Source organism: Serratia nevei, from assembly GCF_037948395.1.
GTDB lineage: Bacteria > Pseudomonadota > Gammaproteobacteria > Enterobacterales > Enterobacteriaceae > Serratia > Serratia nevei.
The window spans coordinates 2,397,283-2,422,919 of record NZ_CP149940.1; the positions used below are offsets into that span (position 1 = coordinate 2,397,283).

Genomic DNA, 25,637 nt, shown 5'->3' on the forward strand with positions numbered 1-25,637 from the left:
ACGCACAGGGGTTGTCACAGCGTTTCCTTACCGAACTTCGGGGAGATAAACAGACACTTTACAGATAACAAAATGATAGGGAGCGGCGAATTTTTTGTCTAATATATTAATAATTCAAATTAAGACGTTTTAAATATGAATATCGAATTGAGACACCTGCGTTACTTTATCGCCGTGGCGGAGGAGCTGCATTTTGGCCGCGCCGCCGAACGGCTGCGGATCTCCCAGCCGCCGCTCAGCCAGCAAATCCAGGCGTTGGAAGAGATGGTCGGCGCGCGGCTGCTGGCGCGCAACAACCGCAACGTCAGTTTGACCCAGGCCGGGGAGATGTTCCTCAAAGAAGCCTATCAGGTGCTCGATCAGGTCGGGCGGGCGGCGGAAAAGGCGGCGCGTCTGGATCGCGGCGAGCTGGGGGAAATGACCATCGGCTTTACCTCTTCCGCGCCCTTCATCGGCGTGGTGTCGCGCAGCCTGCGCGCTTTCCGCCAGCAGTCTCCGCAGGTGCATATCAAAATGCGCGAAATCAACACCAAACAGCAGATCGAACCGTTGCTGAACGGTGAGCTGGATCTGGGGGTGATGCGCAACACGCGGCTGCCGGAGGCGCTCCACTACCAGCTGCTGCTGCGCGAACCGCTGGTGGCGGTGGTGCCGGAAGGGCATCCGCTGGCGGAAACGCCCGGCGGCGCGCTGCGTTTCCAACATCTGGCGCAGGAGCCGTTTGTGTTCTTCTCGCGCGAAGTGGGCACCGCGCTGTACGACGAAATTCTGCTGCTGCTCGGCAAGGCCGGCATTACCCCGTACATCACCCAGGAAGTGGGGGAAGCGATGACCATCATCGGGCTGGTCTCCGCCGGGTTAGGGGTGTCGATTCTGCCGGCCTCATTTGCCCGGGTGCGGGTGGACGGCGTGCGCTATTTGCCGCTGGCGGAGCCGGACGCCACCACCGAAGTGTGGCTGGTGCATCACCGCCGGCGGCCGCTGACCGCCGCCGCGCAGGCGCTGATGGCGTTGATGCTGAAATGACGTTGAGCTTGGGCAAATAAAAATCAATTCACGCTGAAATTGCGAGGAATTTGTGCAGCAAATCACATAACGAATCAAATAGTTGACGCTGTATGACAAAAGCCCCACCATAACCCCTAGTCTTTATTTAGAAGCGCGAAAAATAGTAGGAGCAGGTTTGTGATTGCGGTTGGGCAGCCTGGGCATATCGATCAAATCAAACAGACCAATGCGGGGGCGGTTTATCGGCTAATCGATCAACTGGGCCCGATTTCGCGCATCGAACTGTCAAAACGCGCGCAGCTGGCGCCCGCCAGCATCACCAAGATCGTGCGCGAACTGCTGGAAGCCCATCTGGTCAAGGAAACCGAGTACCAGGAAATCGGCAGCCGGGGCCGCCCGGCGGTGGGGCTGGTGCTGGACACCGAGGCCTGGCACTACCTGTCCGCCCGCATCAGCCGCGGCAGCATCACGCTGGCGCTGCGCGATCTCAGCAGCAAACTGGTGGTTGAGGAGCAGCTGCCGCTGGCGGCCGAACACCCTGAACCGCTGCTGAAACGCATCCTGACCGAAGTCGACCAATTCTTTATCCGCCACCAAAGCAAGCTGGAGCGGCTGACGGCGATCGCCATCACGCTGCCGGGCATGATCGACGTGCAGTCCGGCGTGGTGCATCGCATGCCGTTTTACGACGTGCTGGAGATGCCGCTCGGTCCGGCATTGGAAACCCGCACCGGCCTGCCGGTTTACCTGCAGCACGATATCAGCGCCTGGACCATGGCCGAGGCGCTGTACGGCGCCTCGCGCGGCAGCCAGAACGTCATTCAGGTGGTGATCGACCACAATGTCGGTGCCGGGGTGATCACCGGCGGCCATGTGCTGCACGCCGGCAGCCACAGCGTGGTGGAGATCGGCCACACCCAGGTCGATCCCTACGGCAAACGCTGCTACTGCGGCAACCACGGCTGTCTCGAAACCGTGGCCAGCATCGAAAACATGCTGGAGATCGCCCAGCAGCGGCTGAGCGGCTCGATGAGCTCCAGCCTGCACGGCGCGCCGCTGACCGTCGAATCGCTGTGCGACGCCGCGCTGGCGGGCGATCAGCTGGCGCGGGACATCATTCTCGGCGTTGGGCACAGCGTGGGGCGCATTCTGGCAATCATGGTCAACCTGTTCAATCCGGAGAAGATCCTGGTGGGCTCGCCGCTCAACCGCGCGGCGGAGATCCTGCACCCGGCCATCGCCTCCTGCATTCGCCAGCAGGCGCTGCCGGCCTACAGCGAGCAGGTCAAGGTCGAATCCACGCAGTTCTTCAATCAGGGCACCATGCCCGGCGCGGCGCTGGTGAAAGAGGCGCTGTACAACGGTTCGTTGCTGGTACAGCTGCTGCAGGGCTAACATCAGAACTTCTTATTAATTCCGCAAAAGATTGAGCTACCTCAAGCCCCTATGGGGGCGCATCCCCTAGAATTTTTCCGAAAGACTTCTTCGCCGCCGGTGCGGCGACACATTGTTAACGGGGCATTCTGGGGCATTTTATTCATGTTGAAGCGTTTATTTGTGACAGGCACGGATACCGACGTCGGTAAAACCGTGGTTTCCCGCGGGTTGATGCAGGCGCTGGCCGCCGAGGGCCGTTCGGTGGCCGGCTACAAGCCGATCGCCGCACGCTGCCAGGAAACCAGCGAGGGCATCCGCAATAAAGACGCTTTGGTGTTGCAGGCATCTTCAACCCTGCCGCTGTCCTACGAGGAGATCAATCCCATCACCTGCCTGGATGAGGTGTTTCACGCGCATGCGACCGAGGACATCAATTATGGCGTGATGAGCAGCGGTCTGCGGGATCTGTCCGCCAAAGCCGACACGGTGGTGGTGGAAGGCAGCGGCGGTTGGCGGGTGCTGATGAACGATCTGCGGCCTTACGCCGAGTGGGTGGTGCAGGAACAGCTGCCGGTGGTGCTGGTGGTGGGCATCAAGCTGGGCTGCGTCAGCCACGCGCTGCTGACCGCGCAGTCGATCATCAACGACGGCCTGCCGCTGCTGGGCTGGGTGGCCAACCGCATCAACCCGGGGTTGGCGCACTATGCCGAAACCATCGCGGCGCTGCAGCAGCGCATTCCCGCGCCGCTGCTGGGTGAGATTCCCTATTTGCCACGCGCAGAGCAGCGCGAGCTGGCGCACTACCTCGATATTTCCACGCTGCTGTAAGCTCGCTCAAGCGCACAGCGCCGCCAACAGCCGGGCGGCAATCAGCAGGCCCAGCCCATACACCGTGTGGGTGAGCAGGCTAAGGAGCCGCGCTTTTCGCGGGTAGGCGGTTTTCGCCGCCGCCACGCCAAAGCCCAGCGCGGGCTGCATCACCAGAAACGGCGCCGCCAGGCTCAGCCAGCCGCTCAACAGCGCGATGAGCGGCTCCGGCGCCGCATACCACCCGATGCCCGCCAAACCGATCGGGATAAAGGCAAACGCGATGCCGATGGCGTAATGCAATATCCAGCCGATTGTTCTCTCTCCCCGGCGCGGCGGCGCCGTAATGATGGTGGCGTGAAACCAGCGGCCGTCGAACATGCCGAGAAACCAGCGGCCCACCAGCGCATAATTGAGGGAAGGGATGCCGAAGCGCCGCCTCAGCAGCAGTGCCCACAGATCCATGCAGAGGGTGGCGCCAACGCCGGTTAACAGGATGCGCACTAACAGATCGGGGGTCATAGGGGTGTCCTTGGCTCAGTGACGTGATAATGTGCGCACAGTGTGCAACTTAAAGTCGGCTTCAAGTCAATGGCAAAAGAACTGGATATCGGCACGGTGGCGCGCCTGAGCGGGATCGCGCCTTCCGCGCTGCGGCATTACGAGAAGAAAGGGCTGATCGCGTCGACGGGCCGCCACGGTTTGCGTCGCCAATACGCCGCCGGCGTGCTTGACCAACTGCGGCTGATCGCGCTGGCGCGCCTGGCCGGTTTTACGCTGGACGAGATGAGCGCCTTGTTTGACGAACGGGGCAAGATAGCGCTCGATCGCGGGCTGCTGGCGGCGCGGGCGGATGAGCTGGATAGCCATATCCAGCGCCTGGTGCAGGTGCGCGACGGGTTGCGCCACCTGGTTGATTGCCCTGAGCCCGAGCACCTGCAGTGCCCGCAGTTCAGGAAAATCCTGCAGCAGGGCGAGTTCTAAGCCTCGCGTTTGGGCGGCGGCGCCGAATGATACACCGACACCGGCCGCAGGCCGCGCGACACGGTGGTGGCGATCACGCACGAGAGCAGAATGCTGGGCAGCAGGGCATACTCGCCGGTCATTTCAAATACCATCAGCGCCGCCATGATCGGCGCATGGGTGGTGGCGGCCAGCAGGGTAGCCATGCCGGTCAGCGCCAGCAGCAGCGGCACCGCCGTATCCATGCCCGGCCACAGGCCAAACAGCTGACCGATGATCGAACCGAGCGCGGCGCCGACGAACAGCGTCGGGGTGAAGACCCCGCCCGGCGCGCCCGACCCGCTGCTGGCGAGGATCGCCAACAGTTTGCACACCAGGATCGCCCCCAGCAGCAGCACCCCCGGCGGCGCGATCAGCAGCGCCTGCACCACGCTGTAACCATTGCCCCATACCTGCGGGAACAGCAGCGAAAGCAGCCCGACGATCAGGCCGCCCAGCGCCAGCTGCAACGGCGGCTTCAACCGCAGCGAGCGGAAGGCATGGCCGGTGGCGGTCATCAGCCATAAAAACAGCGGCCCGCCGGCGCCGGCCACCACGCCGACCAGCGCCATCAGCAGGTATTGCGTCGGCAAGGGGGCCGCGAGCGGCGTCACCAGATAGAGAGGCGCCTGGCCGCCGTTGAGCAGGTTGGTCATCAGCAGGGCGCTGACCGCGGCGATCACCACCGGGCCGAGCGAGGCCAGCATCAGGGTGCCGAACAGGATCTCGGCGATAAACAGGCTGCCCGCCAGCGGCGCATGATAGGCGCTGGCCATCCCGGCGGCGGCGGCGCAGGCCACCCACAGTTTCCACTCTTTCTCGTGCGTAAAGCGCTGGGCGAACAGCGAGCCCACCAGCGCCGCCAGCAGGATCATCGCGCCTTCGCGGCCGATGGCGCTGCCGCTCGACACCACCAGCAGCGACGCCAGGCACTTCACCAGGCTGGCGCCGGTGTCCAGCTTGCCGTTGCCGGTCTCGATCGCTTCCATATAGTCGGTGGGCGCCGCCGGGCGCTGGTGGCGGTAGCGCTGGTGAATATACAGCAGCAGGCCTGCCGCCAGGCCGCCCAGCGCCGGAGTGAGGGCGCGCCGCCAGCCGGGCAGCGCGGCGGCGGCGGCCACCAGGCTGCCGTCGGCATTGCCGAGCAGCAGCCACTCGAGGCCAATCATCGAACGGTGGAACAGCCACACCGCCAGAGCGGCGGCGACGCCGATGAACACGGCGATAAACAGGCTGCGCAACAGGGCGCGATAGTGGTGCAGGTGGACCAATCTTTTCATGCGTGGGCGGCGTCGTGAGAAAAATCAAAGGGTCATCAGCGCATTGTGCTTGGCGCTCCGGCCGATGACCAGTGAATCTTTAGCAAACTGCGGCGTGGGTGGGGCGGTGAGCGCCCCTGAGTGAGTTATTGCGGCGTCAGCACCCGGCGCGTGCGGCCGGAGCTGAGGTAGTCGGCGATGTAATCCTGCGAGATTTCGCCGCTGTAGCGGCCGTCTTCATCGACGATCGGCATCCAGGAGGTGTTGTGCTCGTACAGTTTCGACAGCACCACGCGCAGGTTCTCCTCCGCACGCGCGGTGACGCGGAAACGGTGCAGACTGTCGGCGCAGACGCCCGGTGCGCCGCGCGCTTCACGGCGTTTGACGTACCCCAGCGGCTTGCCGTCGGCGTCCACCACCGTCACCGAGCGGGCGTCGATATCGTCCATTAACCCAAACGCTTCCACTAGCGGCGTCTCCCGCCGCACCGTCACCGTTTCCTGCCGATCGGCCACGTCGCCGGCCTGCACCAGCAGCAGGCGCTTCAGCGTGCGGTCCTGGCCGACAAAGGAGGCGACGAACTCGTTCGCCGGCCGCGCCAGCAGCTCATCGGCGCTGGCGTTCTGTACGATTTTGCCCTGGCGGAACACCGCGATGCGATCGCCGAGCTTCAGCGCTTCATCGATGTCATGGCTCACCAGCATCACGGTCTTTTTCAGCTGGCGCTGCATGTCGAGAAATTCGTTCTGGATGGTTTCACGGTTGATCGGGTCCACCGCGCCGAAGGGTTCATCCATCAGCAGCACCGGCGGATCGGCCGCCAGCGCACGGATCACGCCGATGCGCTGCTGCTGCCCGCCGGACATCTCTTTCGGGTAGCGGTGCAAAAAGCGCTTGGGATCCAGCGCCACCATGCTCATCAGCTCCTCGGCGCGATCGTGGCAGCGTTTTTTGTCCCAGCCCAGCATGCGCGGCACCACGGTGATGTTCTCTTCGATGGTCATGTTGGGGAACAGACCGATCTGCTGGATGACGTAGCCGATTTTGCGGCGCAGGCTGACGGTATCCAGCGCGCTGGTATCTTCGCCGTTGATCAGAATGGTGCCGCCGGTGGGTTCGATCAGGCGGTTGATCATCTTCAGCGTGGTGGTTTTGCCGCAGCCGGAAGGGCCGAGCAGCACGCAGATTTCGCCTTCCGGTACGTCCAGATTGATGTTGTCGACGGCGTTGAACGGCGTGCCGTTCTTCTGCATGAACTGTTTGGTCAGATTTTCCAATTTAATCATGAGCGGATCCCCTTGGGCGTAAGCGCAATTTGCAAGCGGTGCAATAACCAATCGAGGACGATCGCCAGCAGGCTGATCATCACGGCGCCGGTAATCAACTGGCGGATGTCGCTGCTGCTGATGCCGTTGAGCAGAAGCAGGCCGAGGCCGCCGGCGCCGATCACTGCGGCGATCGCCATCACGCCGATATTCATCACCACGGCGGTACGAATGCCGCCGAAAATCACCGGCAGCGCCACCGGGATCTCTACCCAGCGCAGGCGTTGCCAGAACGTCATGCCGATGCCGCGGCCGGCTTCGCGCAGCCCGCCGGGCAGATTGTCGAGCGCGGTGTGGGTGTTGCGCACGATCGGCAGCAGCGAATAAAGGAACACCGCGGTGATCGCCGGCACGTAGCCGATGCCGTGGCCGATTAAGGAAAACAGCGGGATCATCAGCCCGAACAGGGCGATGGAGGGCACGGTCAGCACCAGCGTGGCCAGGCTCAGCACCGGCGTCGCCAGCCATTTGTGGCGGACGATCAGCACGCCGAGCGGCACGCCGATCAGGATCGCCAGGCCGACGGCGACGCCGACCAGCAGCAGGTGCTCCAGCGTCAATCCGGCGATATAGGCCCAGTTTTGCCAGGCGTAAAGTACAGTATTCATCACATGCCTCCCTAAATCAGGCCGCGCTGCTTGAGGAACGCGTCGGCGACCTGTTGCGGCGTCTGGTAGTCGATATCCACCCTGGCGTTAAGCTCGGTGATCACCTGATTGTTGAACTGTTTCGACAGCGTGTTCAGCGCCGCTTCCAGCCCCGGCGTGTTTTGCAACACGTCGGCACGCACCACCGGCGTGACCGCATAGCTCGGGAAATAGCCCTTGTCGTCTTCGAGCACCTGCAGATCGAAGCCTTTCACCCGGCCGTCGGTGGTGTACACCAGCCCGGCATCGACGAAGCCGTCGCGGATGGCGTTGTAAACCAGACCGGGGTCCATTTGGCGGATTTGCGGGCGATCGAGCGGCATGTCGTACAGCGCCTGCATCGGCTTCAGGCCGTCCGAGCGGCCGGCAAACTCCAGATCCAGCCCCAGCAGCCAGTTGTGTTTCGGGTCGGTTTTACGCACCTGTTCCACTTTGGCCACCAGCTGCGACATGCTGCGAATCTGCTCTTTTTCCGCGCGCTGGCGCTGCATGGCGAAGGCGTAGGTGTTGTTCATGTCCGCCGGCTGCAGCCACACCAGGCCGAGTTTGGCGTCGAGCTTTTTCACCGTGTCGTAAGTTTCCTGCGGCGTCATGCGCTTATTGATGTGGTTAAAGATGATCAGCGAGGTGCCGGTGTATTCCCAGGTCATGTCGATCTGTTTGTTGATCATGGCGTTGCGGGTGATCACCGTGGCCAGATTGGTCTTGGGTTCGACCTGAAAACCTTTGGCCCGCAGGTATTGCACGGTGATCGCCGACAGAATGCGCTGTTCGGTAAAGTTCTTGCTCGCCAGCGTGAGCGGGGCGGCCCAGGCGGCCGCGCCGGTCATCAGCAAAGAGAACAGCAGCGCGTGGCGGAGGCGTTGTAACCATCGAGTCATCGCGTTTCTCCCATCAGGATGCGGTGTGCGGGCTGAGCCGGCGGCCGAGACCGGCCAGCGCCAGATCCAGCAGCAGGGCGATCAGCGCGGTGGCGGCGGCGCCGAGGATCAGCGTCGGGAAGTCGTTCAGGTAGATGCCGGGGAAGATCAGCTCGCCGTAGCTGCTGGCGCCGATCAAAAACGCCAGCGGCGCGGTGCCGACGTTGATCGCCATCGCGATGCGCACCCCGGCGAAGATCACCGGCAGCGCGTTGGGCAGTTCGACCTGGCGCAGCCGCTGCCCGGCGGTCATGCCAATACCGTTGGCGGCCTCGACCAGCGCCGGCGGCACCGAACGCAGGCCGGCATAGGTATTGCGCACGATGGGCAGCAGCGAGGCGAGGAACAGCGCCACCACCGCCGGCCGGTCGCCGATGCCGATAATCACCATCGCCAGCGCCAGCACCGCCAGCGGCGGCAGGGTGTTGCCGACGTTAAAGATCTGCATCACGTGCTCCGCCCAGCGGCGGGCGAAGGGGCGGCTCAGCAGAATACCGCTGGGAATGCCGACCAGCAGCGACAGCAGCATGGAACACACCACCAGGAACATGTGCTGCTGGCCGAGGTAAATCAAATCTTCCCGGCGCGACTTAAGGGTTTCCCAACCGATGCCGTAAACCAGCAGCGCGATGACGGCGATAAACAGCAGGCTCCCGAGGAGCAGGCGCCGGTATGGCGCTGACTTGTGCATGATGTTGCGTCCTCCGTTGCGCGGAGCGGCCGACGAGACGGCGCATTCCGCTCTGATTGTTACCCACTGCCCGGCGGGCGTGGCGGTACAAAACGGGCGTTTCGCATGAGGTTAGCGACATTGAGCGAAGGGTGTGTTCGGCATAGCGTGCTGAACGGTGGCTCAATACGTGAGTTAATCAGCATAAGATACTGATATTTAAACTAGAGAAAGCACGAAGCCCAATGACCCCGGCTAGGGAAGGTATAGCACCCTGTCGTTGGCCATGCCAAGTTTTATGAACAAAATCAGTTGATTGAGATTACGCGGATCGGCGCCTCAGCCCGCGTCAGCGCTGGGATGCGCGGAAAGTGAAAAAAATCCGCAGCAAAACGTTACGCCGTAACAATCGGTCCAAATGGTGCGATTCGCCGCCGGCAAAGACAGGATGTGAGGGCGGATAGACTTGGCGCAGGCGCTTGCTGATATACTCAGGGAAAATAAAAACGCCAGGAAACCTGCATAACGCCATGACAAATAACGTTTCACCCGCACCCATCGCCCACCGCCCGTTGATTCTGATCGCCTGCATGCTGGCGATGTTCATGTCGGCGATCGAAGCCACCATCGTCGCCACTGCCATGCCGACCATCATCGGCGATCTCGGCGGCTTCTCGCTGCTGGGGTGGGTATTCGCGGTCTATTTGCTGGCGCAGGCGATCACCATCCCCATCTACGGCCGCTTGGCGGATCTCTACGGCCGCAAGCGGGTGTTCTTCTTCGGCGCTACGCTGTTCCTGCTGGGATCGGTGCTGTGCGGCTTCGCCCCCGACATGTATTGGCTGATCGGCTTCCGTCTGCTGCAAGGGTTGGGCGCCGGCGCCATCATGCCGATCGCCTCCACCATCATCGGCGATATTTACAGCGCCACCGAGCGGCCGAAGGTGATGGGCTACCTGTCGAGCGTGTGGGGCGTGTCGGCGATCATCGGCCCGTTGTTGGGCGCGTTTATCGTCCAGCATCTGCCGTGGGCGCTGGTGTTCTGGGTCAACCTGCCGATCGGCCTGCTGGCGATGTTCTTCCTCTGGCGCTATCTGCCTGTGCATCAGCAGCTGCGGCGGCATGCGCTGGATCTGGCGGGCACCGCCTGGCTGACGCTGTTCGTTTCGGCGCTGCTGCTGGCGCTGTTGCAGATGGAAAGCCTGGGATGGTGGGTGGCGCCGCTGCTCGCGCTGGCGGCGGCTTCGCTGGCGCTGCTGATACGTCAGGAGCGGCGCGCGGTCGAACCGCTGTTCCCGCTGGCGCTGTGGCAAAGCCGGGTGATCGTCGCCGGTAACATCGGCGGGCTGGTGATCGGCGCGGCGATGATGGGCATCAGCGCCTTCCTGCCTACTTTCATTCAGGGCGTAATGGGCGGCTCGCCGCTGGAGGCGGGCACCACGCTGGCGCTGATGTCGATCGGTTGGCCGCTGGCCAGCACGCTGAGCGGCCGTTTGATGCTGATGACCTCGTATCGCGCGACGGCGCTGCTGGGGGCGCTGCTGTTGGTGGCGGGCGGCCTGATCCTGCTGATGCTGCAGCCGAACGGTGGCCTGCTGTGGGGCCGGGTGGCGGCGTTTATGGTCGGCGCCGGCATGGGGCTGTGCAACACCACGTTTTTAGTGTCGGTGCAGAACGCGGCGCATTACAGCATTCGCGGCATCGCCACCGCCTGTACGGTATTTACCCGCATGGTGGGGTCGGCCATCGGCACCGCCATTCTGGGCGCCACGCTGAACCTCAACCTGCAGTGGCGTTTGCCGGAAATCGACGATCCGGTGCAGCGGCTGATGGAACCGGCGGTGCGCCAGAGCATGGGGAGCGAAGCGCTGGCGCAGCTTATCCAGCAGGTGGCGGCTTCGTTGCATTGGGTGTTCCTGGTGTCGGCGTTGGTGTCGTTGCTGGCGCTGGCGGCGGCGATGCTGATCCCGGCGCGTTGTCGACCGCAGGGCGAAGAGGAAGAGGCGGAGCAGGCTTAAGGGAAAAGGAAAGGGCGCGGCTGTTGCGCGCCCTGGGTAGCCGAAGCGGCTTACTGCGTGTTGGAGGTGTCCTGGCTGGTGCCGGTCTGCGCCGCGTCACCGCGATCGTCGCCGTTGTTCAGGCGGGTATAGACGATCTTCTGGGTGTCGTTTTCGCAGTGGCCGACCACTTGGCCGCCGGCTTGATCGGCCTGATCGTTAGGCACGATCTCCAGTTTGAAGCCGGACTCCGGAACGCCGTTATTGATGATTTTTTGCGAAATGTCCGCTTTCACGCTTTCGCAGGAGGCCAGGGCCGCCAACGGCGCGCCGGCCAGCAATACAGCGGTTAATATCAGCGTTTTTTTCATCACGTCATCCTTTTAGACAATGGACTTCCTGTAACAGGATAGCAGTAACGGCGGCCGGGTTTCACGCTTGCCCGCCCGCCGCAGGCGGATTAAGGAATAATCCGACGCCCGGTCTGGCGATCCAGGCATTTACGGGTGTCCGGCTCCCAGTACGCGTTGACGTTGTTGCTGTCGTTGCAGCGGTCTTCGTCATCCGCCGCGCGATCGGCCTTGTCGAACTCTTTCTCGACGCGAGTGTTAACCTTGTGGCGCAGGGTTTTGGTATCATTCCACTGCTCTTTGCTCTGGCGCGCTTCTTCGGTGCTCATCGCGCCGCTGCCTTTGCCATCGACGGTGACGCAGGTGCTGCCCTGAGTGCAGGTGGCGGCCAGCGCCGGCGCCTGCCAGGCGCCCATGACGGCCAGCATGGCGACCGGCAGCATCCCGCGTAGCAGTCGTTGGGTCGAAAATGTTTTCATCGTTTCATCCTTATGAGTGAGTGCGCCTGATGATGGCGACACTGGCGTTACCTCGCCCGCAGGCGTGGTGACAAATATACCACTGCGTTCCTGGAATTCACCAGCCAAGCGCCGATTCGTTTAATTTACCGAGAGAAAACTGCGACCGATGTTAAAAACCACGCTGTTGTTTTTCGCCACTGCGCTCGCCGAAATTATCGGCTGTTTCCTGCCTTATCTCTGGCTCAAGAAGCAGGGCAGCGCCTGGCTATTGCTGCCGGCGGCATTGAGCCTGATGCTGTTTGTCTGGCTGTTGACGCTGCATCCGGCGGCCAGCGGGCGGGTCTACGCGGCCTACGGCGGCGTGTATGTGGCGACGGCGCTGCTGTGGCTGCGGGTGGTGGACGGGGTGAAGCTGTCCGCGCTGGACTGGGTGGGCGCCGGGGTGGCGCTGGTGGGCATGCTGATCATCGTTTCCGGCTGGCGTGCGGCCTGAGGAAACAGGGCGGGAGTCGCCTCCCGCCGTTGGAGATCAGGCGCCGCGGTGGATGTTCAGCCCGGCGAAGGACTGGCTGACCGGCATCATTTCCAGCGTGTTGATGTTGACGCGCGCCGGCAGCGTTGCGACCCAGAACACCGACTCGGCGATGTCTTCCGGCGTCAGCGCATCGGCGCCTTCGTAGGTTTTGTTGACCTTGCCGTCATCGCCCTTGAAGCGCACGTTGGAGAATTCGGTGCCGCCCACCAGGCCCGGCTCGATATCGGTCACGCGGATGCGCGTGCCGTGCAGATCGGCGCGCAGGCCCAGGCTAAACTGTTTGACGAACGCCTTGGTGGCGCCGTACACGTTGCCGCCGGCGTAAGGCCAGTTGGCGGCGGTGGAGCCGATGTTGATCACATGGCCGACGTTGCGCTCGACCATGGCCGGCAGCAGCGCACGCGTCATGTTCACCAGCCCTTTGGCGTTGGTGTCGATCATGGTTTCCCAGTCATCGGCGTTGGCTTTGTGCGCCGGCTCCAGCCCCAGCGCCAGCCCGGCGTTGTTCACCAGCACGTCGATCTGGCGCAGCTCGGCCGGCAGTGCTTCGATCGCCTGCTGAATGGCGGCGCGGTTGCGCACGTCGAGCCGCACGATGTGCAGGGCTTGGCCGAGTTCTTCCTGCAGCTCTTCGAGACGCTCAAGGCGGCGCCCGGCGGCGATCACCTGGTGGCCTTCACGGATAAAACGGCGCGCAATGGCCTCGCCGAAACCGGAGGTGGCGCCGGTAACAAAAATAATCATGTTGCTGTTCCTCAACTGTTTTTACCCTACATGTCTCTATCATTAGCACAAACCTGCAGGCAGTGGCAGCGGTTATCACGGCGGAAAGCAAAAAAGGTCACACCGGGCCGGCGGCCCGATGCTGATTAGCGCTGAGGCGGCAGGTGGTATACCACGGCGTCGTACTTGACGCGTTCGCAGCGGCCGGCCAGCACGCCGCCCAGCGACTCGACGAGGCGGCGGCTGGCGGTATTCTGTTCGGCCACCGGGTAGAGAAAGTGCGGCGGCTGGAAGCGTTCGCTGGCCCAACGCGCGATACCTTGCACGATTTCGCGGCCGTAGCCCTGGCCGTGCAGGCCCTCTTTCACCCAGATGCCCAGCTCCGGGGTGTGGCTGCGCAGGTTGTGCGCGCCGCCGACGCCGACGAACTGTCGGTCTTCGCGCCGGCGGGCGACGAAGATCACTTCTTCGCCTTCGCGCATCAGCGGCAGCCAGCCTTGCCAGACGTTGGCGAAATCTTCCGGCGACGCCTCCGGCTCAAAGGCCATAAAGCGTGTCAGAGTGGGGGTGATCGCCTGGTAAACATCGTCGGCGTCTGCTGCGGTAAAGGGGGCAATCAACAAACGGTCGGTGTCCACGCGGCACTGAGAAAGGTCATTATGATTCATCTTATTTTCCCTCGCTTTTCAGGCCAGAACGGCAAAAAATCCGCGCCTATAAATTAGGGCGGATCGTCGATATTACGCGCATTGGCGGCAGAAGCGACTTATTTTTCGTCGCTTGGGCAAAATGGAAAGAACGGGTTTGGTGATAATGTCACGCTATAAGTGAGGCGGCGAGCGCGATAGGTGCGCCCGCCGCCGGGGGTCAGAACTTCACCGAGCCTTGCAGATAGATCGTGCGCGGCTGGCCGACGTACAGACCTTTGTTATTGTCGTCATAGGCGCGGGTGAAATACTCGTGGTTGAACAGGTTTTTCACGCCGACGCCCAGATTCAGACCGGCCATTTCCGGGCCGAAATCATAGGCGGCGCGCACGCCCCACAGCATATAGCCGGGAATGCGGCCGGTGCTGCCGTCGGCGCTTTCCGCCACGGTGTTGGCGTTGTCGGCGAACTGGCTGGATTGGAACTCGCCGTTAAGGTTAAACGCCCAGTTGCCCGGCGTGTAGTCCAGCCCCAGCGTGCCTTTATGCTTCGGCGAGAACGGCACCTGATTGCCCTTGTAGCCGCCGTCTTCACGGATGGTGGCGTTGACGTAGGCGTAGCTGGCGTAGGCGGTCAGGTCGTCCAGTTTCGGCGTCAGCTGCGACAGATCGTAACGCAGGCTGCCTTCCAGCCCGGCGTGGCGGGTTTTGCCGCGCGCGGTCACGCTGTCGGTCACCTGGTTGGAGTCGTACTGGTTGTTGAAGTTGATCAGGAACAGCCCGATCTCACCGGTCAGCGCATCGCCGGCGTAGCGGGTGCCCAGCTCCCAGGTGCGCGCCTTCTCGGGTTCAATCTTGCCGCTGTCGACCGCTTTGCCCATCTGGCTGTACTGTACGGTGCCGAAGGAGCCTTCGGTGTTGGCGTACAGGTTCCAGTATTCGTTCAGGTGATACATCACGTTCAACGCCGGCAGCGGCGCGTTATAGCTAACGTCGAGGCGGTTGTTCTTGATGTAGTTGTTCTGATACGACTTGATGTACTCGTAGCGCATGCCCGGCGTAATGGTCCAGTCGCCGATATCGATGCGATCGTCGATATAGAAGGCGTGCGCCTCGGTGCCGGACTGGGTGTCGCGATCGTACGGGCTGGCGGTGGACGGCAGCCGGCCGGTGCTGGCCTTGCTGGTGTAGCGCAACTCGTGGGTGGATTCGCTGACGTAGCGGTAGCCGACGCCCACCTCATGGGCTGAATCGCCCCAGCGGAAGCTCTGGCTGTAGCGCGGTTCCACGCCGCGCACCCAGTATTCGCGCGGCGACAGCGTCAGGTTTTTGCCCTGATCGAGATAGCCGCTGCGCAGGGTGTAGGTGTAGAAGCTCTGCACGTCGAACTTGTGCTGCTGATCCGGCTGATACTGGTAGCCGAAGTTCGCCAGCTGGCGCCGGCCCCAGAACTTGTCGTACGGGCGCGTCGACTGGAACGGGTTGGCGTTGTAGTCCGCCCGGCTCAGGCCGCCCGGCATGTCCGCTTCGCCTTCGTAGTATTGCAGCAGGCTGTTGAAGGTGTGCACTTCGTTCGGGGCGTAACGGCTTTTCAGCATCACATCGTCAATTTTGGTCGCGCTGTGTTCGCGCCAGTCGCTGCCGCGGGTGCCGGAGTAGAGCAGCGCCGCGCCGAGGCCGTTGTCGGCGGTGCCGCCGATCATCAGGTTACCGGTGCCTTTCGGGTGATCCTGGCGCGAGGTCGGGCTGAGCTGCCCCTGCATGCCGGCCTCCATGCCGAAGGTTTTCGGGATGGCACGGGTGACGAAGTTGACGACGCCGCCGACGCTCTGTGGCCCGTAACGCACCGCGCCGCCGCCGCGCACCACGTCAATCGCATCCATATTGCCGAGCGAGACCGGCGCCAGCGACAGCTGCGGCTGGCCGTAAGGGGCGAAGGGCACCGGGATGCCGTCCATCAACACGGTGGAGCGGCTGGCGAGGCGCGGGTTGAGGCCGCGAATGCCGAAGTTCAGCGCCATGTCATGGCTGCCGGTGCCGTTGTTCTCAGGTGCCACCACGCCCGGCACGCGGTTCAACGCTTCGCGCACGGTGGTGGTGCCGGTTTTGGCGAATTCTTCGCGGCGCACCACGTCGCGCGCGCCGGGATGTTCGAACACGTCTACCTGACGGCCTTCCGCCAGCCAGTCACCGACCACGGTGATGTCTTCTTCCTTCTGCGGCTGCGGCAGTTTGGCCAGCGTGTAACCGTGGTTGCCGAGCGCTTTAGCCTGCAGGCCGCTGCCGGCCAGCAGGGCGTTCAGGCCGTCATCGACGCCGTAGCTGCCGCTCAGGCCCGGCGAACGCTTACCGGCGGTCAGCGTGCCGTCCACCGAGAGCGCGATGCCGGCGCGCGCGGCGAACGCGTTCAGCGCGCCGTCCAGCTCACCGGCCGGAATGTGATAGGTTGCAGCGGCGCTGGCGGCGCTCGCCGTCAGCGGTGCGGCGAAGGCCAGGCCAATGGCCACGGCCAGCGGCGTGGCCCGTTTTCCCCAAAGCGAAGCCGGCGCTCCCTTTCCCCAAGCGTTGTTCATACCTTCTCCTAAATCATTTTTTATTTATTGCTGCAGTGTTTTCCTGGGAGTCGGATGAGCAAAGCAAAAGGGACAATCAAGAATGCGATTTTTTATCATTTTCATTTAAAAAGATTCAGACGGGGACGATTTTCAGCCAATAGCGGGTAAAGCTCTGCAGGCGCACCGGCAGGGTCTGGCTGAGCAGGGCAAGGGCGCGATCGGTATCGTTGAGCGGGAAACTGCCGCTGACGCGCAGGCCGGCGACGGCCGGATCGCAGCTCAGATGGCCGCGCCGGTAGCGCGCCAGTTCGGCGATCACCCGGTCCAGCCGCCACTGGCTGACGCTCAGCACGCCGCGCAGCCAGCCGTCCTCCGCCGCAGCCGGTTGTTTGTCGCTGAAGGCCGCGGCGCTGAAGCTTATCTGTTCTCCGGCTTCCACCCGGCGAGTTTGCCGCGCGTCCTGCGCCAGCTGCGCTTCGACCGCATGCTCCAGCACCGTCAGGCGCGTCTCGCCGCCGTTCTCACGCACCAAAAAGCGGGTGCCGAGCGCGCGCATCGCTCCCTGCGGGCTTTGCACCCACAGCGGCCGGGGGTCGCGTCCGGTCACCAGGCTGATTTCCCCGGCGTGCAAGCGGATCAGCCGTTGGCGATCGTCGTAATGCACGTCCACCGCGCTGGCGGTGTTCAGCACCAGCTGGGTACCGTCGCTTAACACTATGGGTTTGATCTCGCCGGTGGCGGTGCGGTAGTCGGCGCGCAGCTCCCGGCCGAGCGGCGACTGGTAAAGGAAGCCGCCGCCGCCCACGCCGAGCAACAGCAGCAGGCTCTTCAGCAGGGTGCGGCGATCGATCGCCGATTGGCGGCCGGCGCGATCGAGCGCACGGTAGCTGAACTTGCCCGGTACGCCCTGCAGCTGGCTCTGCAACGCTTCGACGCGCTGCCAGGCCCAGCGGTGATCGTCATGCTGCTGATGCCAGGCTTGCCACTGTTGGCGCTGGCGGTCGGTGACGTGTTCATCGCACAGCAGGGCATACCAGTGTGCGGCCATCTTCAGCGCCTGGCGCTGCTCGGGGGTGATGGCGTTGCTCATGAGAAAACGTCGTTTTCCAGGCTGAACAGCAGGCAATGCTCGGTGGCCTTGGCCATGTATTTTTTAACCGAGCTGACCGACACGCTGAGCCGCGCGGCGATGTCCGCATAGCCCAGGCCTTCGAGCTGCGACAGCAGGAAGGCCTGTTTCACCTTTGGCCCCAGGCCGTCGAGCATGGCGTCTATCTCCTGCAGGCTTTCCAGCAGGCTCTGGCGCTGCTCCGGCGACGGGGCATAGCCGTCCGGGATCAGCGCCAGCATCTCCAGATAGGCGCGCTCCAGCGTTCTGCGGCGAAACAGATCGACCATCACCCGCTTGGCGACGGTGACCAGAAAATCTTTCGGCTCGCGCAGGGTCGCCGCGGCGTCGCTTTTCAGCAGGCGCATGAAGGTGTCCTGCGCCACGTCGTCCGCGTCGAAAGCGCAGCCCAGCCGCCTGCGCAGCCATCCCTGCAACCAGGCATGGTGGGTGGCGTAAAGGCGCGACAGCGCGGTGTGCGGGGCAGAAGCGGTGGCGGACATGGTTTTCGCATTGCTGGTCAAAAAGATGCGCGGATGATAATTGAGAATGGTTATCGTTTCAAGTTTGTCGGGTGGCCTGCGGAATGGGGCAGACCGCTTTGTATCGCGTTAAAATAACCGCAACGGCCGCGAAATTATCCGCTTGCCCGGTAAAGGTGCAGCGGCACGGTGTTATTCCGACAAGCAAACGGTTGCTATTGGTCTGCCGTTGAAGAATGCCGCGCGTTTTATTCTTTTTCATCGATTGGTTTTCTTTGATTAAATTAATATCTCTATGTTTTTAAATATAAATGTATTTTATGGCCGCCTATTGGCACACGGCTTGCTATGCTTAATCCGGTCTTTGAGTTTGGGTAATAAAAGGCATTGTTTCATCAGCGAAGATTATTACGCGGGTGAGCTTGGCCGGTCGTCACAAGGAAGAAAATAATGGCACTGCAATTCACCACGGCTATTCGTGGCAATTTTTTTGATATCACCGCCTGCGTGGAGAAAGCGCAACAGCTCGACGAACGCCTGCGGCACATTCCCGACGGTTTGTTGCTGCTCAACGAGGGCACCATCGTCTGGTTCGGCAGCTGGCAGCAGGGTGAGGCGCTGTTGCCGCCGGGTTTCGCGGTCACGGAGTATCGCGACAAACCGATCGTGCCGGGCTTTATCGACACCCATATCCACTACCCACAAACCGAAATGATCGGCGCCTATGGCGACCAGTTGCTGGGGTGGTTAAACAATTACACCTTCCCGACCGAAAGCCGTTACGGCTGCGAACAGCACGCCGACGAGATGTCGGCCTTCTTTCTGCGGGAGTTGCTGAGCAACGGCACCACCACCGCGCTGGTGTTCGGCAGCGTGCACCCGCAGTCGGTCGATGCGCTGTTCACCCAGGCGCAAGCGCTGAATATGCGCCTGATCGCCGGTAAGGTGATGATGGATCGCCATGCGCCGGAGGCGCTGCTGGAAACGCCGGAGCAAAGTTATCGCCAGACGCGTGAGTTGATCGAACGCTGGCACGGCAAAGGCCGCCTCGGTTACGCCATTACGCCGCGCTTTGCGCCCACCAGTACCCCGGCGCTGCTTGCGCAGGTGCAGCGGCTGCGCGAAGAATTCCCCGACGTTTGGCTGCAGACGCACCTGAGCGAGAATCCGCAGGAAGTGGCCTGGGTAAAATCGCTGTTCCCGCAGAGCCAAAGCTATCTGGACGTTTACCACCGCTATGGCATGACCGGCGGCAAAAGCGTGTTCGCCCACTGCCTGCACCTGGAGGAGCAGGAGTGGGACTGCCTGTGCGAGACCCGCTCGGCGATCGCGTTTTGCCCCACCTCCAATCTGTTCCTCGGCAGCGGGCTGTTCGACCTGCAGCAGGCCTGGCGCAAGCGGGTGAAGTTCGGCATCGGCACCGACGTGGGGGCCGGCACCACTTTCAATATGTTGCGCACGCTGGGCGAGGCATACAAGGTCGGCCAGCTGCAGCATTACCGGCTCTCTGCCGTAGAAGCGTTCTACCACGCCACCCTGGGCGGCGCCCGCGCGCTGGCGCTGGACGACAAAATCGGCAACTTCAACGTCGGTAAAGAGGCGGATTTCGTGGTGCTCGATCCGGCGGTCACGCCGCTGCAGCAGTTGCGCTACGCCAACAGCGCCACGTCGGCGGAACAAGGGTTCGTGCTGATGACGCTGGGAGACGATCGCAACATTTATCGCACCTATGTGGACGGCAAGGTGGTTTATCAGGCGCCGCGCTGACGCAGCCGCGCCTGCAGCCAAACGCTGAGCGGCACGACGGTGACCGCGCTCAGCGCGCACAGCCATAACAGGCGTTGCAGGCTAAGCGGGGTGAGGCCGCTGCTCAGCAACGCGGAGGAGAGCAAGAAGGCCGCCGTGGCGCTCAGGTGTATCAGGGCGGTTTGCAGTACGCCAAAGGCGGCGCGCTGCCGAGCGTCCGGCCAGCGCAGGCTCAGGGAAGAGATCGCCACCAGCCGCGCATAGGCCGCCGCGAGAAACGCGACCATGAACAGCTCGCCGCGATCGCCACCGCGCGCCGCCAGCCACAGGCTGCCCAGCAGCAACAGCGTGGCGCCCACCGTCAGCGTCACGGTGCCAAAGCGTTGCAGCCAGCGGCCCGCCAGTACGGTCGCCAGATAGCCGGCCACGCCGCCGATGAGAAACAGCCAGGGCAAATGCGCGTCTGCCACCTGTAGCCGCTGGGTGAGCAGCGGCGCCAGCACCGGGATCAGCAGCATCGGGCTGAACTGCGTCAGGCCGGCTGCGGCGGCGAACAGCAGCAATCGGCGATCGAGCGCGACGGGCGCGGTAGCCCGTGGCTGCGGCGCATCCCTGGGAACGAACAGCGCGACCAAGACGGCCGCCAGCAGACACAGCCCGCCGATAGTCACCAGCGCGGCGCGCCAGCTCGCCACTTCGCACAGGTACAGCATGCCCGGCATGCCGACAATGCTCACCAACGAAAAGGACGCGATCACCGTCGCCAACATTCTGCCGTGCAGTGCGGCCGGTGCGGCGTTGAGCAGCAGGCCGATCCCAACGCCCATCGTGGTGCCGCCCAACAGCCCGGCCAACAGCCGCAGTGCCAGCAGCCAGTAAAACTGCTGGGTTGTGGCGATCAATAAGGTGGTCACGCCCAGCAGCGTGACATTGAGCAGCAGAAAGCGCCGCTTCTCAACGCCGCCGATCCAGAAAAATGCGCCGATGCCGGAAATCAGCGCGGCCAGCGTATAGGCCGCGCTGACATAGCCGGCGAAGCTGACGGGCACGGAAAAATCGGCGGCCATGTAGAGGAATATCGGGTTGAATACCATGTATTCCAGGGCATTGGTGAACTGAATAAAGGCGATGACCAGCGCTATCGCCGTCAGCTTTCTCGCGGGTGTCATAAGCATCCATGGGTTGCAGAATCAGGCCGGCAGTGTAGCGTTTGGCGTTGGTCGGGATTAGATGGTAGAAATGGCATGGTTTGTTATCAAATTAGGGATAATTATGCGCGCCAAATTGGATTTAAACCTGCTACGCATTTTCGTGACGGTGGTGGAGCAAGGTAGCTTCGTCGGGGCGGCGCGGGCGCTGGCGATGCCGACCTCCAACGTCAGCCGCTATATCTCTCAGCTGGAGCGCCAGCTCGAGCAGCGATTGCTCGAACGCAGCACCCGTTCGATGCGGCTGACGCCGAACGGCCAGCTATTGCATGAACGCACCCAGCCGCTGCTGGCGTCGCTGGAACACACCGCGCAAACCCTCAGCGAGCGGCAGCAACAGCTGCGCGGGCCGCTGCGCCTGTGCGTGCCCAATGAAGTGGGGCCATACCTGTTGGGCGAGCCGCTGGCGGCGTTCGCCGTGCAGCATCCGCAGATCGAAATCAGCTGCGTGACCAACCTGGCGGGCATGGCGTCACTGCTCGATGATGTCGATCTGGCGGTGATGATCAGCCGGGGCATGCTGGACGACAGCGACTATGTCGCGCAGCCGCTGGCGTCTTTCCCCTGCATCGTGGTGGCCGCTCCGGCGTTGCTGGCGCAGTGGCCGCCGTCGTCGGCGATTGAACAATTCACGCAATTGCCCTGCATCAGCACGGTGGATGCGCTGAAGGGGATGCCGTGGCAGTTCGTCCGCCCGGACGGAACCTTCGTTACCGTCCCGGTCAATACGCGCTATCGCGTCAACAGCGGGGAGATGGCGCTAAAGGCGGCCTTGGCCGGCGTGGGGTTCGCCATGCTTTCCGAACTCGGCTGCCGGCCGTTTCTGGCCGACGGCCGTTTGGTTGAGGTGCCGCTGGCACTGCCGCCGGCGCCGTTGCAGCTGTATGCCGTTTACCCCGGTCGCCGCTATCTGCCGGCCAAAACGCGCGCGTTGCTGACGTTCCTGACACAGCAGGTTGGCGAGGCGGCTAACTTCTAATCACTTGTTTTTGCTCAAACTGCCAACTGCACCTAAGCTAGGAGGTGACTCAGAGGGAGCGATTCCCCGAGACCTTATTCCGTGAACATGGAGGAGTTTCGATTTGATGCGTTTATCCACATTGGTGCTGGCGATCGGCATGGCGCTGGGCTCGCAGGCACAGGCAGCAGAAACCCAACCTCACGCCGACCATAGCGCGCTGCCCAGCGGCCAGGCGAAGGAGGCTACCGTGACCGGTGAAGCCAATCAGCACGACAAGCAAAAGACTCAGAATCCGTTCTTCTATCAAAGCCGTCTGCCGTTCCAGGCGCCGCCGTTCAACCTGATCAAGGAGAGCGACTACGCGCCGGCGATCGAGGCGGGCATCAAGCAAAAGCGGGAAGAGGTGGAGAAGATCGCCAACAACCCGGCCAAGCCTAATTTCAAGAATACCTTCGTGGCGCTGGAGCAGGCCGGTTCGCTGCTGACGCGGGTGATGAACGTGTTCGGCGCCATGACCTCGGCCAACACCAGCGACGCGCTGCAGAAACTGGATGAAGAAACCTCGCCGAAGCTGGCGGCATTGAACGACGACATCATGCTCAACGGCAAGCTGTTCGCTCGCATCAAGGCCATCTATCAGGATCGCGATGCGCTGAAGCTGGATCCGGAATCGCGCCGGCTGGTGGAAGTGACCTACAAGAACTTCGAGCTGGCGGGCGCCAACCTGTCGGACGCCGACAAGGCCAAGCTGAAGGCGCTGAACCAGGAAGCGGCGACGCTGAGCACCCAGTTCACCAACAAACTGCTGGCGGCGAGCAAGAACGGCGCGCTGGCGATAACCGATCCGGCGAAGCTGGACGGCCTGTCGGAAGGCGAACTGGCTGCGGCGGCCCAGGCGGCCGCCGAACGCAAGCTGGAGAAACAGTGGCTGCTGGTGCTGCAAAACACCACGCAACAGCCGCTGCTGCAGAGCCTGAAAGATCGCGATACCCGCCAAGCGCTGTTCGACGCCTCCTGGACGCGTGCGGAGAAGGGCGACGGCAACGATACCCGCCAGACCATCTCCCGTCTGGCCAAGGTGCGCGCCGAGCAGGCCAAGCTGCTGGGCTACCCGAACTACGCCGCCTGGAAACTGCAAAACCAGATGGCCAAGACGCCGGATGCCGCGCTGAGCTTTATGCGCAACATCGTACCGGCGGCTACCGCGCGCGCCGAGCGTGAGGCCAAAGACATTCAGGCGGTGATCGACCAGCAGAAAGGCGATTTCAAGGTGCAGGCCTGGGACTGGCAGTTCTACGCCGAACAGGTGCGCAAGGCCAAGTACGATCTGGACGAGTCGCAGATCAAGCCTTACTTCGAGCTGAACAACGTGCTGAACAACGGCGTGTTCTACGCCGCCAATCTGCTGTATGGCATCAGCTTCAAAGAGCGCAAGGACATCCCGGTCTACCAGCCGGACGTCAAGGTGTATGAAGTGTTCGACAAGGACGGCAAATCGCTGGCGCTGTTCTACACCGACTACTTCAAGCGCGACAACAAGGGCGGCGGCGCCTGGATGAGCAACTTCGTCGATCAGTCGAAGCTCAACGGCACCAAGCCGGTGATTTACAACGTCGCCAACTTCACCAAACCGGCGCCGGGCCAGCCGGCGCTGCTGTCGTATGACGACGTAATCACCATGTTCCACGAGTTCGGCCACGCGCTGCACGGCATGTTCGCCGATCAGGAATACCCGAGCCTGTCGGGCACCAACACCGCGCGCGACTTCGTCGAGTTCCCGTCGCAGTTCAACGAGCACTGGGTCAGCGATCCGAAAGTGTTCAGCCACTTCGCCAAGCACTACCAGACCGGCGAGGCGATGCCGCAGGAACTGGTCGACAAGATCAAGAAGGCCGACAAGTTCAACAAGGGCTACAGCATGACCGAGCTGCTGTCCGCCGCGCTGCTGGATATGCACTGGCACATGCTGACGGCCGACCAGCCGCAGCAGGACGTGGACAAGTTCGAGGCCGAGTCGCTGCAAAAAGACAAGGTCGATCTCAGCTACGTGCCGCCGCGCTACCGTTCCAGCTATTTCCAGCACATCTGGGGTAACGGCTACGCCGCGGGCTACTACGCCTATCTGTGGACGGAAATGCTGGCGGACGACGCCTTCCAGTGGTTCACCGAACACGGTGGCCTGATCGCCGAAAACGGCCAGCGCTTCCGCGACATGATCCTGTCGCGCGGCAACAGCCAGGATCTGGAGAAGCTGTACATCGACTGGCGCGGCAAAGAGCCGAGCATCGAACCGATGCTGATCAACCGCGGGCTGAAGGACGAGTAAGTTCGGCCATTCCCGGTAAGTAAACAAAAGGGCGCGTTATGCGCCCTTCGTCTTTTTCGGCTTGGCCGACATTCAGCGGTTTACCACCTTGGCCGGCAGGGCCACCACCAGCAGCGAGCTGAGCAGCAGGCAGCCGGCGAAGGCCCAGAGCGCGCCGCCGCTCTTGCCGGTCAGATCCAGCGCCAGCCCCATCAGCGAATTGCTCACCAGCCCGGCGATGTTGGCCAGCGAACAGGCCAGTGCGAAGCCGGTCGCCGCCGCCGTGCCGCGCAGGAAGGTGGCCGGCAGGCTGAAGAATACCGGCACCGCGCCGATGATCGCCGCCTGGGCGATGGAGAACAGCAGCACCGTGGCCAGCGCATTGTGGGTGAAGAAGGTGCTGCCGGCCATTGCCAGCGCGCCGACGATAAATGGCACGATGATATGCCAGCGCCGTTCGCGCAGTCGGTCGGAACTGCTGCCGATCAGCAGCATGCCGAGCAGGGCGGCGACGCTGGGGATCGCCGTCAGGTAGCCGATGGTGGTGATGTCGGTGACGCCGGCGGTTTTGATGAAGGTCGGCATCCAAAAGCCCATGGCGTAGGCGCTGAGCAAAATGGCGAAGTCGATGCCGCCGAGCATCCACACTTTCAGGTTGAAGAAGCCGTCGCGGAAGCTGTGCTTGCCGTGATCGGCCTCGGCGTCGTCACGCGCCAAATCGTCGGCGATGCGCTGTTTTTCCTCGGGCGTCAGCCACTTGGCCTGCTGATAAGTGTTAGGCAACAGCCAGAAGGTCAGCACCCCCAACAGCACGCTGGGAATGCCCTCCAGCAAAAACAGCCACTGCCAGCCGTGCAGCCCGTGGCGCATGTCGAAATGGCCCATGATCCAGCCAGAGAGCGGCCCGCCGATCACGCTGGACAGCGGCAGGCCGATCATGAACAGCGCGATGATGCGGCCGCGGCGATAGGTCGGGAACCACAGCGTCAGGTAAAAGAGCACGCCGGGCAGAAAACCGGCCTCCGCCACGCCGAGCAGAAAGCGGATGACGTAGAACTGGGTGGGCGTGGTGACGAACATGGTGGCGGTGGACAGCAGCCCCCAGGTGATCATGATGCGGGCGATCCACATCTTGGCGCCGACGCGCTGCAGGATCAGGTTGCTCGGCACCTCGAACAGAATATAGCCGACGAAGAACAGCCCGGCGCCCAGGCCGAAGGCCGCTTCGCTCAGCAGCAGCGCATCGGCCATCTGCAGCTTGGCCAGCCCGACGTTGATGCGATCGAGGTAGGCCGCCAGGTAACACAGGCAAAGAAACGGGATCAGTTTCCAGGTGATTTTGCGGTACAGCAGCAGCGATTCTGCGTCCGCTTTCCCCGCCAGCGGGGTGTCGACAATGGCCATGATGTTGTCTCCAGGTGGTGCGTGTTGGCCTCCGCAGGAGGCGCCTGTTGTGTTTGCGTTGCAGGGGCGCCGCCCTGTTTCGGGCGGTCGCGTGAGGCGCTGTCTGCGCCTTCGTTATTGTCGTTGCAGGTGAGTCGTTGA

At 62.7% G+C, this 25,637-nt stretch carries 25 protein-coding genes; 9 read left to right on the top strand and 16 right to left on the bottom strand.

What is annotated here, in order from left to right; genetic code table 11:
- Nucleotides 1-135: 135 nt before the first annotated feature.
- From V8N38_RS11605 to bioD, 3 genes are all read left to right on the top strand, one after another.
- Nucleotides 136-1,026 carry a LysR family transcriptional regulator gene (locus V8N38_RS11605; protein WP_047727629.1) on the top strand — a complete coding sequence of 297 codons (891 nt, stop codon included), beginning with the start codon at nucleotides 136-138 and terminating at the stop codon, nucleotides 1,024-1,026.
- A gap of 159 nt (nucleotides 1,027-1,185) precedes the next feature.
- A complete protein-coding gene (locus V8N38_RS11610) occupies nucleotides 1,186-2,403 on the top strand; it encodes an ROK family transcriptional regulator (RefSeq protein WP_004938526.1) in 1,218 nt (405 codons plus the stop codon).
- Nucleotides 2,404-2,547: 144 nt separating this feature from the next.
- Entirely contained in the window at nucleotides 2,548-3,213 is a 666-nt protein-coding gene (gene bioD, locus V8N38_RS11615; protein ID WP_049199186.1) for a dethiobiotin synthase, read from the top strand.
- Nucleotides 3,214-3,219: 6 nt separating this feature from the next.
- Here the strand turns inward: bioD and V8N38_RS11620 are convergent, their stop codons facing one another.
- Entirely contained in the window at nucleotides 3,220-3,714 is a 495-nt protein-coding gene (locus V8N38_RS11620) for a DUF2938 family protein (protein ID WP_147840018.1), read from the bottom strand.
- Between the two features lie 69 nt (nucleotides 3,715-3,783).
- Here V8N38_RS11620 and V8N38_RS11625 point away from each other — a divergent pair, with 69 nt between their 5' ends.
- On the top strand, nucleotides 3,784-4,176 hold the full coding sequence (locus tag V8N38_RS11625) for a helix-turn-helix domain-containing protein (RefSeq protein WP_147840017.1): 393 nt from the start codon (nucleotides 3,784-3,786) through the stop codon (nucleotides 4,174-4,176).
- Here the strand turns inward: V8N38_RS11625 and clcB are convergent.
- The 5 genes from clcB to V8N38_RS11650 form a co-directional block, all read right to left on the bottom strand.
- The gene (gene clcB, locus V8N38_RS11630; RefSeq protein WP_147840016.1) at nucleotides 4,173-5,474 is read right to left on the bottom strand and encodes a voltage-gated ClC-type chloride channel ClcB; all 1,302 of its coding nucleotides are present in this window, start codon (nucleotides 5,472-5,474) and stop codon (nucleotides 4,173-4,175) included. The genes V8N38_RS11625 and clcB overlap by 4 nt on opposite strands.
- Nucleotides 5,475-5,599: 125 nt before the next feature.
- Entirely contained in the window at nucleotides 5,600-6,739 is a 1,140-nt protein-coding gene (gene osmV, locus V8N38_RS11635) for an osmoprotectant ABC transporter ATP-binding protein OsmV (RefSeq protein WP_047727625.1), read from the bottom strand.
- A complete protein-coding gene (gene osmW / locus V8N38_RS11640; RefSeq protein ID WP_049199194.1) occupies nucleotides 6,736-7,386 on the bottom strand; it encodes an osmoprotectant ABC transporter permease OsmW in 651 nt (216 codons plus the stop codon). Before osmW ends, osmV begins: the two co-directional genes overlap by 4 nt.
- A gap of 11 nt (nucleotides 7,387-7,397) precedes the next feature.
- Nucleotides 7,398-8,255 (bottom strand): glycine betaine ABC transporter substrate-binding protein, encoded by an 858-nt coding sequence (locus V8N38_RS11645; RefSeq protein ID WP_244951318.1) that lies wholly within the window; start codon nucleotides 8,253-8,255, stop codon nucleotides 7,398-7,400.
- Nucleotides 8,256-8,319: 64 nt separating this feature from the next.
- The gene (locus tag V8N38_RS11650; RefSeq protein WP_004938551.1) at nucleotides 8,320-9,036 is read right to left on the bottom strand and encodes an ABC transporter permease; all 717 of its coding nucleotides are present in this window, start codon (nucleotides 9,034-9,036) and stop codon (nucleotides 8,320-8,322) included.
- Between the two features lie 509 nt (nucleotides 9,037-9,545).
- Here V8N38_RS11650 and V8N38_RS11655 point away from each other — a divergent pair.
- A complete protein-coding gene (locus V8N38_RS11655; RefSeq protein ID WP_147840014.1) occupies nucleotides 9,546-11,033 on the top strand; it encodes an MDR family MFS transporter in 1,488 nt (495 codons plus the stop codon).
- 50 nt (nucleotides 11,034-11,083) lie between these two features.
- Here the strand turns inward: V8N38_RS11655 and V8N38_RS11660 are convergent, their stop codons facing one another.
- Together V8N38_RS11660 and V8N38_RS11665 are read right to left on the bottom strand one after the other, a co-directional pair.
- Complete coding sequence (locus V8N38_RS11660) at nucleotides 11,084-11,383, bottom strand: DUF1161 domain-containing protein (protein ID WP_049199199.1); 300 nt, start codon at nucleotides 11,381-11,383, stop codon at nucleotides 11,084-11,086.
- Between the two features lie 89 nt (nucleotides 11,384-11,472).
- On the bottom strand, nucleotides 11,473-11,841 hold the full coding sequence (locus tag V8N38_RS11665) for a DUF1283 family protein (protein ID WP_038873959.1): 369 nt from the start codon (nucleotides 11,839-11,841) through the stop codon (nucleotides 11,473-11,475).
- A 148-nt stretch (nucleotides 11,842-11,989) separates the two neighbouring features.
- Between V8N38_RS11665 and V8N38_RS11670 the strand changes: the two genes are divergently transcribed.
- Nucleotides 11,990-12,316, top strand: a complete 327-nt coding sequence (locus V8N38_RS11670; RefSeq protein ID WP_025302721.1) for a YnfA family protein — start codon at nucleotides 11,990-11,992, stop codon at nucleotides 12,314-12,316.
- A gap of 36 nt (nucleotides 12,317-12,352) precedes the next feature.
- Here V8N38_RS11670 and ydfG read toward each other — a convergent pair whose 3' ends face one another.
- The 6 genes from ydfG to V8N38_RS11700 all read right to left on the bottom strand — a co-directional run bounded on the left by ydfG (nucleotide 12,353) and on the right by V8N38_RS11700 (nucleotide 18,134).
- Nucleotides 12,353-13,102, bottom strand: a complete 750-nt coding sequence (gene ydfG, locus V8N38_RS11675) for a bifunctional NADP-dependent 3-hydroxy acid dehydrogenase/3-hydroxypropionate dehydrogenase YdfG (RefSeq protein ID WP_016927858.1) — start codon at nucleotides 13,100-13,102, stop codon at nucleotides 12,353-12,355.
- 125 nt (nucleotides 13,103-13,227) lie between these two features.
- Entirely contained in the window at nucleotides 13,228-13,749 is a 522-nt protein-coding gene (locus V8N38_RS11680; protein WP_141959119.1) for a GNAT family N-acetyltransferase, read from the bottom strand.
- 199 nt (nucleotides 13,750-13,948) lie between these two features.
- Nucleotides 13,949-16,300 (bottom strand): TonB-dependent Fe(3+) dicitrate receptor FecA, encoded by a 2,352-nt coding sequence (gene fecA, locus V8N38_RS11685; RefSeq protein WP_070914942.1) that lies wholly within the window; start codon nucleotides 16,298-16,300, stop codon nucleotides 13,949-13,951.
- A gap of 115 nt (nucleotides 16,301-16,415) precedes the next feature.
- Nucleotides 16,416-17,372 (bottom strand): ferric citrate uptake sigma factor regulator FecR, encoded by a 957-nt coding sequence (gene fecR, locus V8N38_RS11690; RefSeq protein ID WP_147840013.1) that lies wholly within the window; start codon nucleotides 17,370-17,372, stop codon nucleotides 16,416-16,418.
- Complete coding sequence (fecI, locus tag V8N38_RS11695) at nucleotides 17,369-17,893, bottom strand: ferric citrate uptake sigma factor FecI (RefSeq protein ID WP_087763466.1); 525 nt, start codon at nucleotides 17,891-17,893, stop codon at nucleotides 17,369-17,371. The genes fecR and fecI overlap by 4 nt, the downstream gene beginning before the upstream one ends.
- 58 nt (nucleotides 17,894-17,951) lie before the next feature.
- Nucleotides 17,952-18,134, bottom strand: a complete 183-nt coding sequence (locus tag V8N38_RS11700; RefSeq protein WP_147840012.1) for a hypothetical protein — start codon at nucleotides 18,132-18,134, stop codon at nucleotides 17,952-17,954.
- 188 nt (nucleotides 18,135-18,322) lie between these two features.
- Here V8N38_RS11700 and guaD point away from each other — a divergent pair, with 188 nt between their 5' ends.
- Nucleotides 18,323-19,639, top strand: coding sequence for a guanine deaminase (gene guaD / locus V8N38_RS11705; protein ID WP_147840011.1), 1,317 nt, complete (start codon nucleotides 18,323-18,325; stop codon nucleotides 19,637-19,639).
- On the opposite strand, the gene V8N38_RS11710 is transcribed toward guaD, so the two are convergent.
- Nucleotides 19,624-20,787 (bottom strand): MFS transporter, encoded by a 1,164-nt coding sequence (locus tag V8N38_RS11710; protein WP_147840010.1) that lies wholly within the window; start codon nucleotides 20,785-20,787, stop codon nucleotides 19,624-19,626. The two genes, guaD and V8N38_RS11710, sit on opposite strands and share 16 nt — an antisense overlap.
- 103 nt (nucleotides 20,788-20,890) lie before the next feature.
- On the opposite strand from V8N38_RS11710, the gene V8N38_RS11715 reads away from it, so the two are divergent.
- Both V8N38_RS11715 and dcp read left to right on the top strand, forming a co-directional pair.
- Nucleotides 20,891-21,805, top strand: coding sequence for a LysR family transcriptional regulator (locus V8N38_RS11715; RefSeq protein ID WP_147840009.1), 915 nt, complete (start codon nucleotides 20,891-20,893; stop codon nucleotides 21,803-21,805).
- A 106-nt stretch (nucleotides 21,806-21,911) separates the two neighbouring features.
- The gene (gene dcp, locus V8N38_RS11720; RefSeq protein ID WP_147840008.1) at nucleotides 21,912-24,113 is read left to right on the top strand and encodes a peptidyl-dipeptidase Dcp; all 2,202 of its coding nucleotides are present in this window, start codon (nucleotides 21,912-21,914) and stop codon (nucleotides 24,111-24,113) included.
- Between the two features lie 72 nt (nucleotides 24,114-24,185).
- Here dcp and V8N38_RS11725 read toward each other — a convergent pair whose 3' ends face one another.
- Nucleotides 24,186-25,496, bottom strand: a complete 1,311-nt coding sequence (locus tag V8N38_RS11725) for an MFS transporter (protein ID WP_147840007.1) — start codon at nucleotides 25,494-25,496, stop codon at nucleotides 24,186-24,188.
- Nucleotides 25,497-25,637 lie beyond the last annotated feature (141 nt).

Bases quoted from the DNA above. Each gene is read 5' to 3' on its own strand.
- V8N38_RS11605 (WP_047727629.1), top strand. From the start codon at position 136: ATGAATATCGAATTGAGACACCTGCGTTACTTTATCGCCGTGGCGGAG.
- bioD (WP_049199186.1), top strand. From the start codon at position 2,548: ATGTTGAAGCGTTTATTTGTGACAGGCACGGATACCGACGTCGGTAAA.
- V8N38_RS11620 (WP_147840018.1), bottom strand. From the start codon at position 3,714: ATGACCCCCGATCTGTTAGTGCGCATCCTGTTAACCGGCGTTGGCGCC.
- V8N38_RS11625 (WP_147840017.1), top strand. From the start codon at position 3,784: ATGGCAAAAGAACTGGATATCGGCACGGTGGCGCGCCTGAGCGGGATC.
- clcB (WP_147840016.1), bottom strand. From the start codon at position 5,474: ATGAAAAGATTGGTCCACCTGCACCACTATCGCGCCCTGTTGCGCAGC.
- osmV (WP_047727625.1), bottom strand. From the start codon at position 6,739: ATGATTAAATTGGAAAATCTGACCAAACAGTTCATGCAGAAGAACGGC.
- osmW (WP_049199194.1), bottom strand. From the start codon at position 7,386: ATGAATACTGTACTTTACGCCTGGCAAAACTGGGCCTATATCGCCGGA.
- V8N38_RS11645 (WP_244951318.1), bottom strand. From the start codon at position 8,255: ATGACCGGCGCGGCCGCCTGGGCCGCCCCGCTCACGCTGGCGAGCAAG.
- V8N38_RS11650 (WP_004938551.1), bottom strand. From the start codon at position 9,036: ATGCACAAGTCAGCGCCATACCGGCGCCTGCTCCTCGGGAGCCTGCTG.
- V8N38_RS11655 (WP_147840014.1), top strand. From the start codon at position 9,546: ATGACAAATAACGTTTCACCCGCACCCATCGCCCACCGCCCGTTGATT.
- V8N38_RS11660 (WP_049199199.1), bottom strand. From the start codon at position 11,383: ATGAAAAAAACGCTGATATTAACCGCTGTATTGCTGGCCGGCGCGCCG.
- V8N38_RS11665 (WP_038873959.1), bottom strand. From the start codon at position 11,841: ATGAAAACATTTTCGACCCAACGACTGCTACGCGGGATGCTGCCGGTC.
- V8N38_RS11670 (WP_025302721.1), top strand. From the start codon at position 11,990: ATGTTAAAAACCACGCTGTTGTTTTTCGCCACTGCGCTCGCCGAAATT.
- ydfG (WP_016927858.1), bottom strand. From the start codon at position 13,102: ATGATTATTTTTGTTACCGGCGCCACCTCCGGTTTCGGCGAGGCCATT.
- V8N38_RS11680 (WP_141959119.1), bottom strand. From the start codon at position 13,749: ATGAATCATAATGACCTTTCTCAGTGCCGCGTGGACACCGACCGTTTG.
- fecA (WP_070914942.1), bottom strand. From the start codon at position 16,300: ATGAACAACGCTTGGGGAAAGGGAGCGCCGGCTTCGCTTTGGGGAAAA.
- fecR (WP_147840013.1), bottom strand. From the start codon at position 17,372: ATGAGCAACGCCATCACCCCCGAGCAGCGCCAGGCGCTGAAGATGGCC.
- fecI (WP_087763466.1), bottom strand. From the start codon at position 17,893: ATGTCCGCCACCGCTTCTGCCCCGCACACCGCGCTGTCGCGCCTTTAC.
- V8N38_RS11700 (WP_147840012.1), bottom strand. From the start codon at position 18,134: ATGAAAAAGAATAAAACGCGCGGCATTCTTCAACGGCAGACCAATAGC.
- guaD (WP_147840011.1), top strand. From the start codon at position 18,323: ATGGCACTGCAATTCACCACGGCTATTCGTGGCAATTTTTTTGATATC.
- V8N38_RS11710 (WP_147840010.1), bottom strand. From the start codon at position 20,787: ATGACACCCGCGAGAAAGCTGACGGCGATAGCGCTGGTCATCGCCTTT.
- V8N38_RS11715 (WP_147840009.1), top strand. From the start codon at position 20,891: ATGCGCGCCAAATTGGATTTAAACCTGCTACGCATTTTCGTGACGGTG.
- dcp (WP_147840008.1), top strand. From the start codon at position 21,912: ATGCGTTTATCCACATTGGTGCTGGCGATCGGCATGGCGCTGGGCTCG.
- V8N38_RS11725 (WP_147840007.1), bottom strand. From the start codon at position 25,496: ATGGCCATTGTCGACACCCCGCTGGCGGGGAAAGCGGACGCAGAATCG.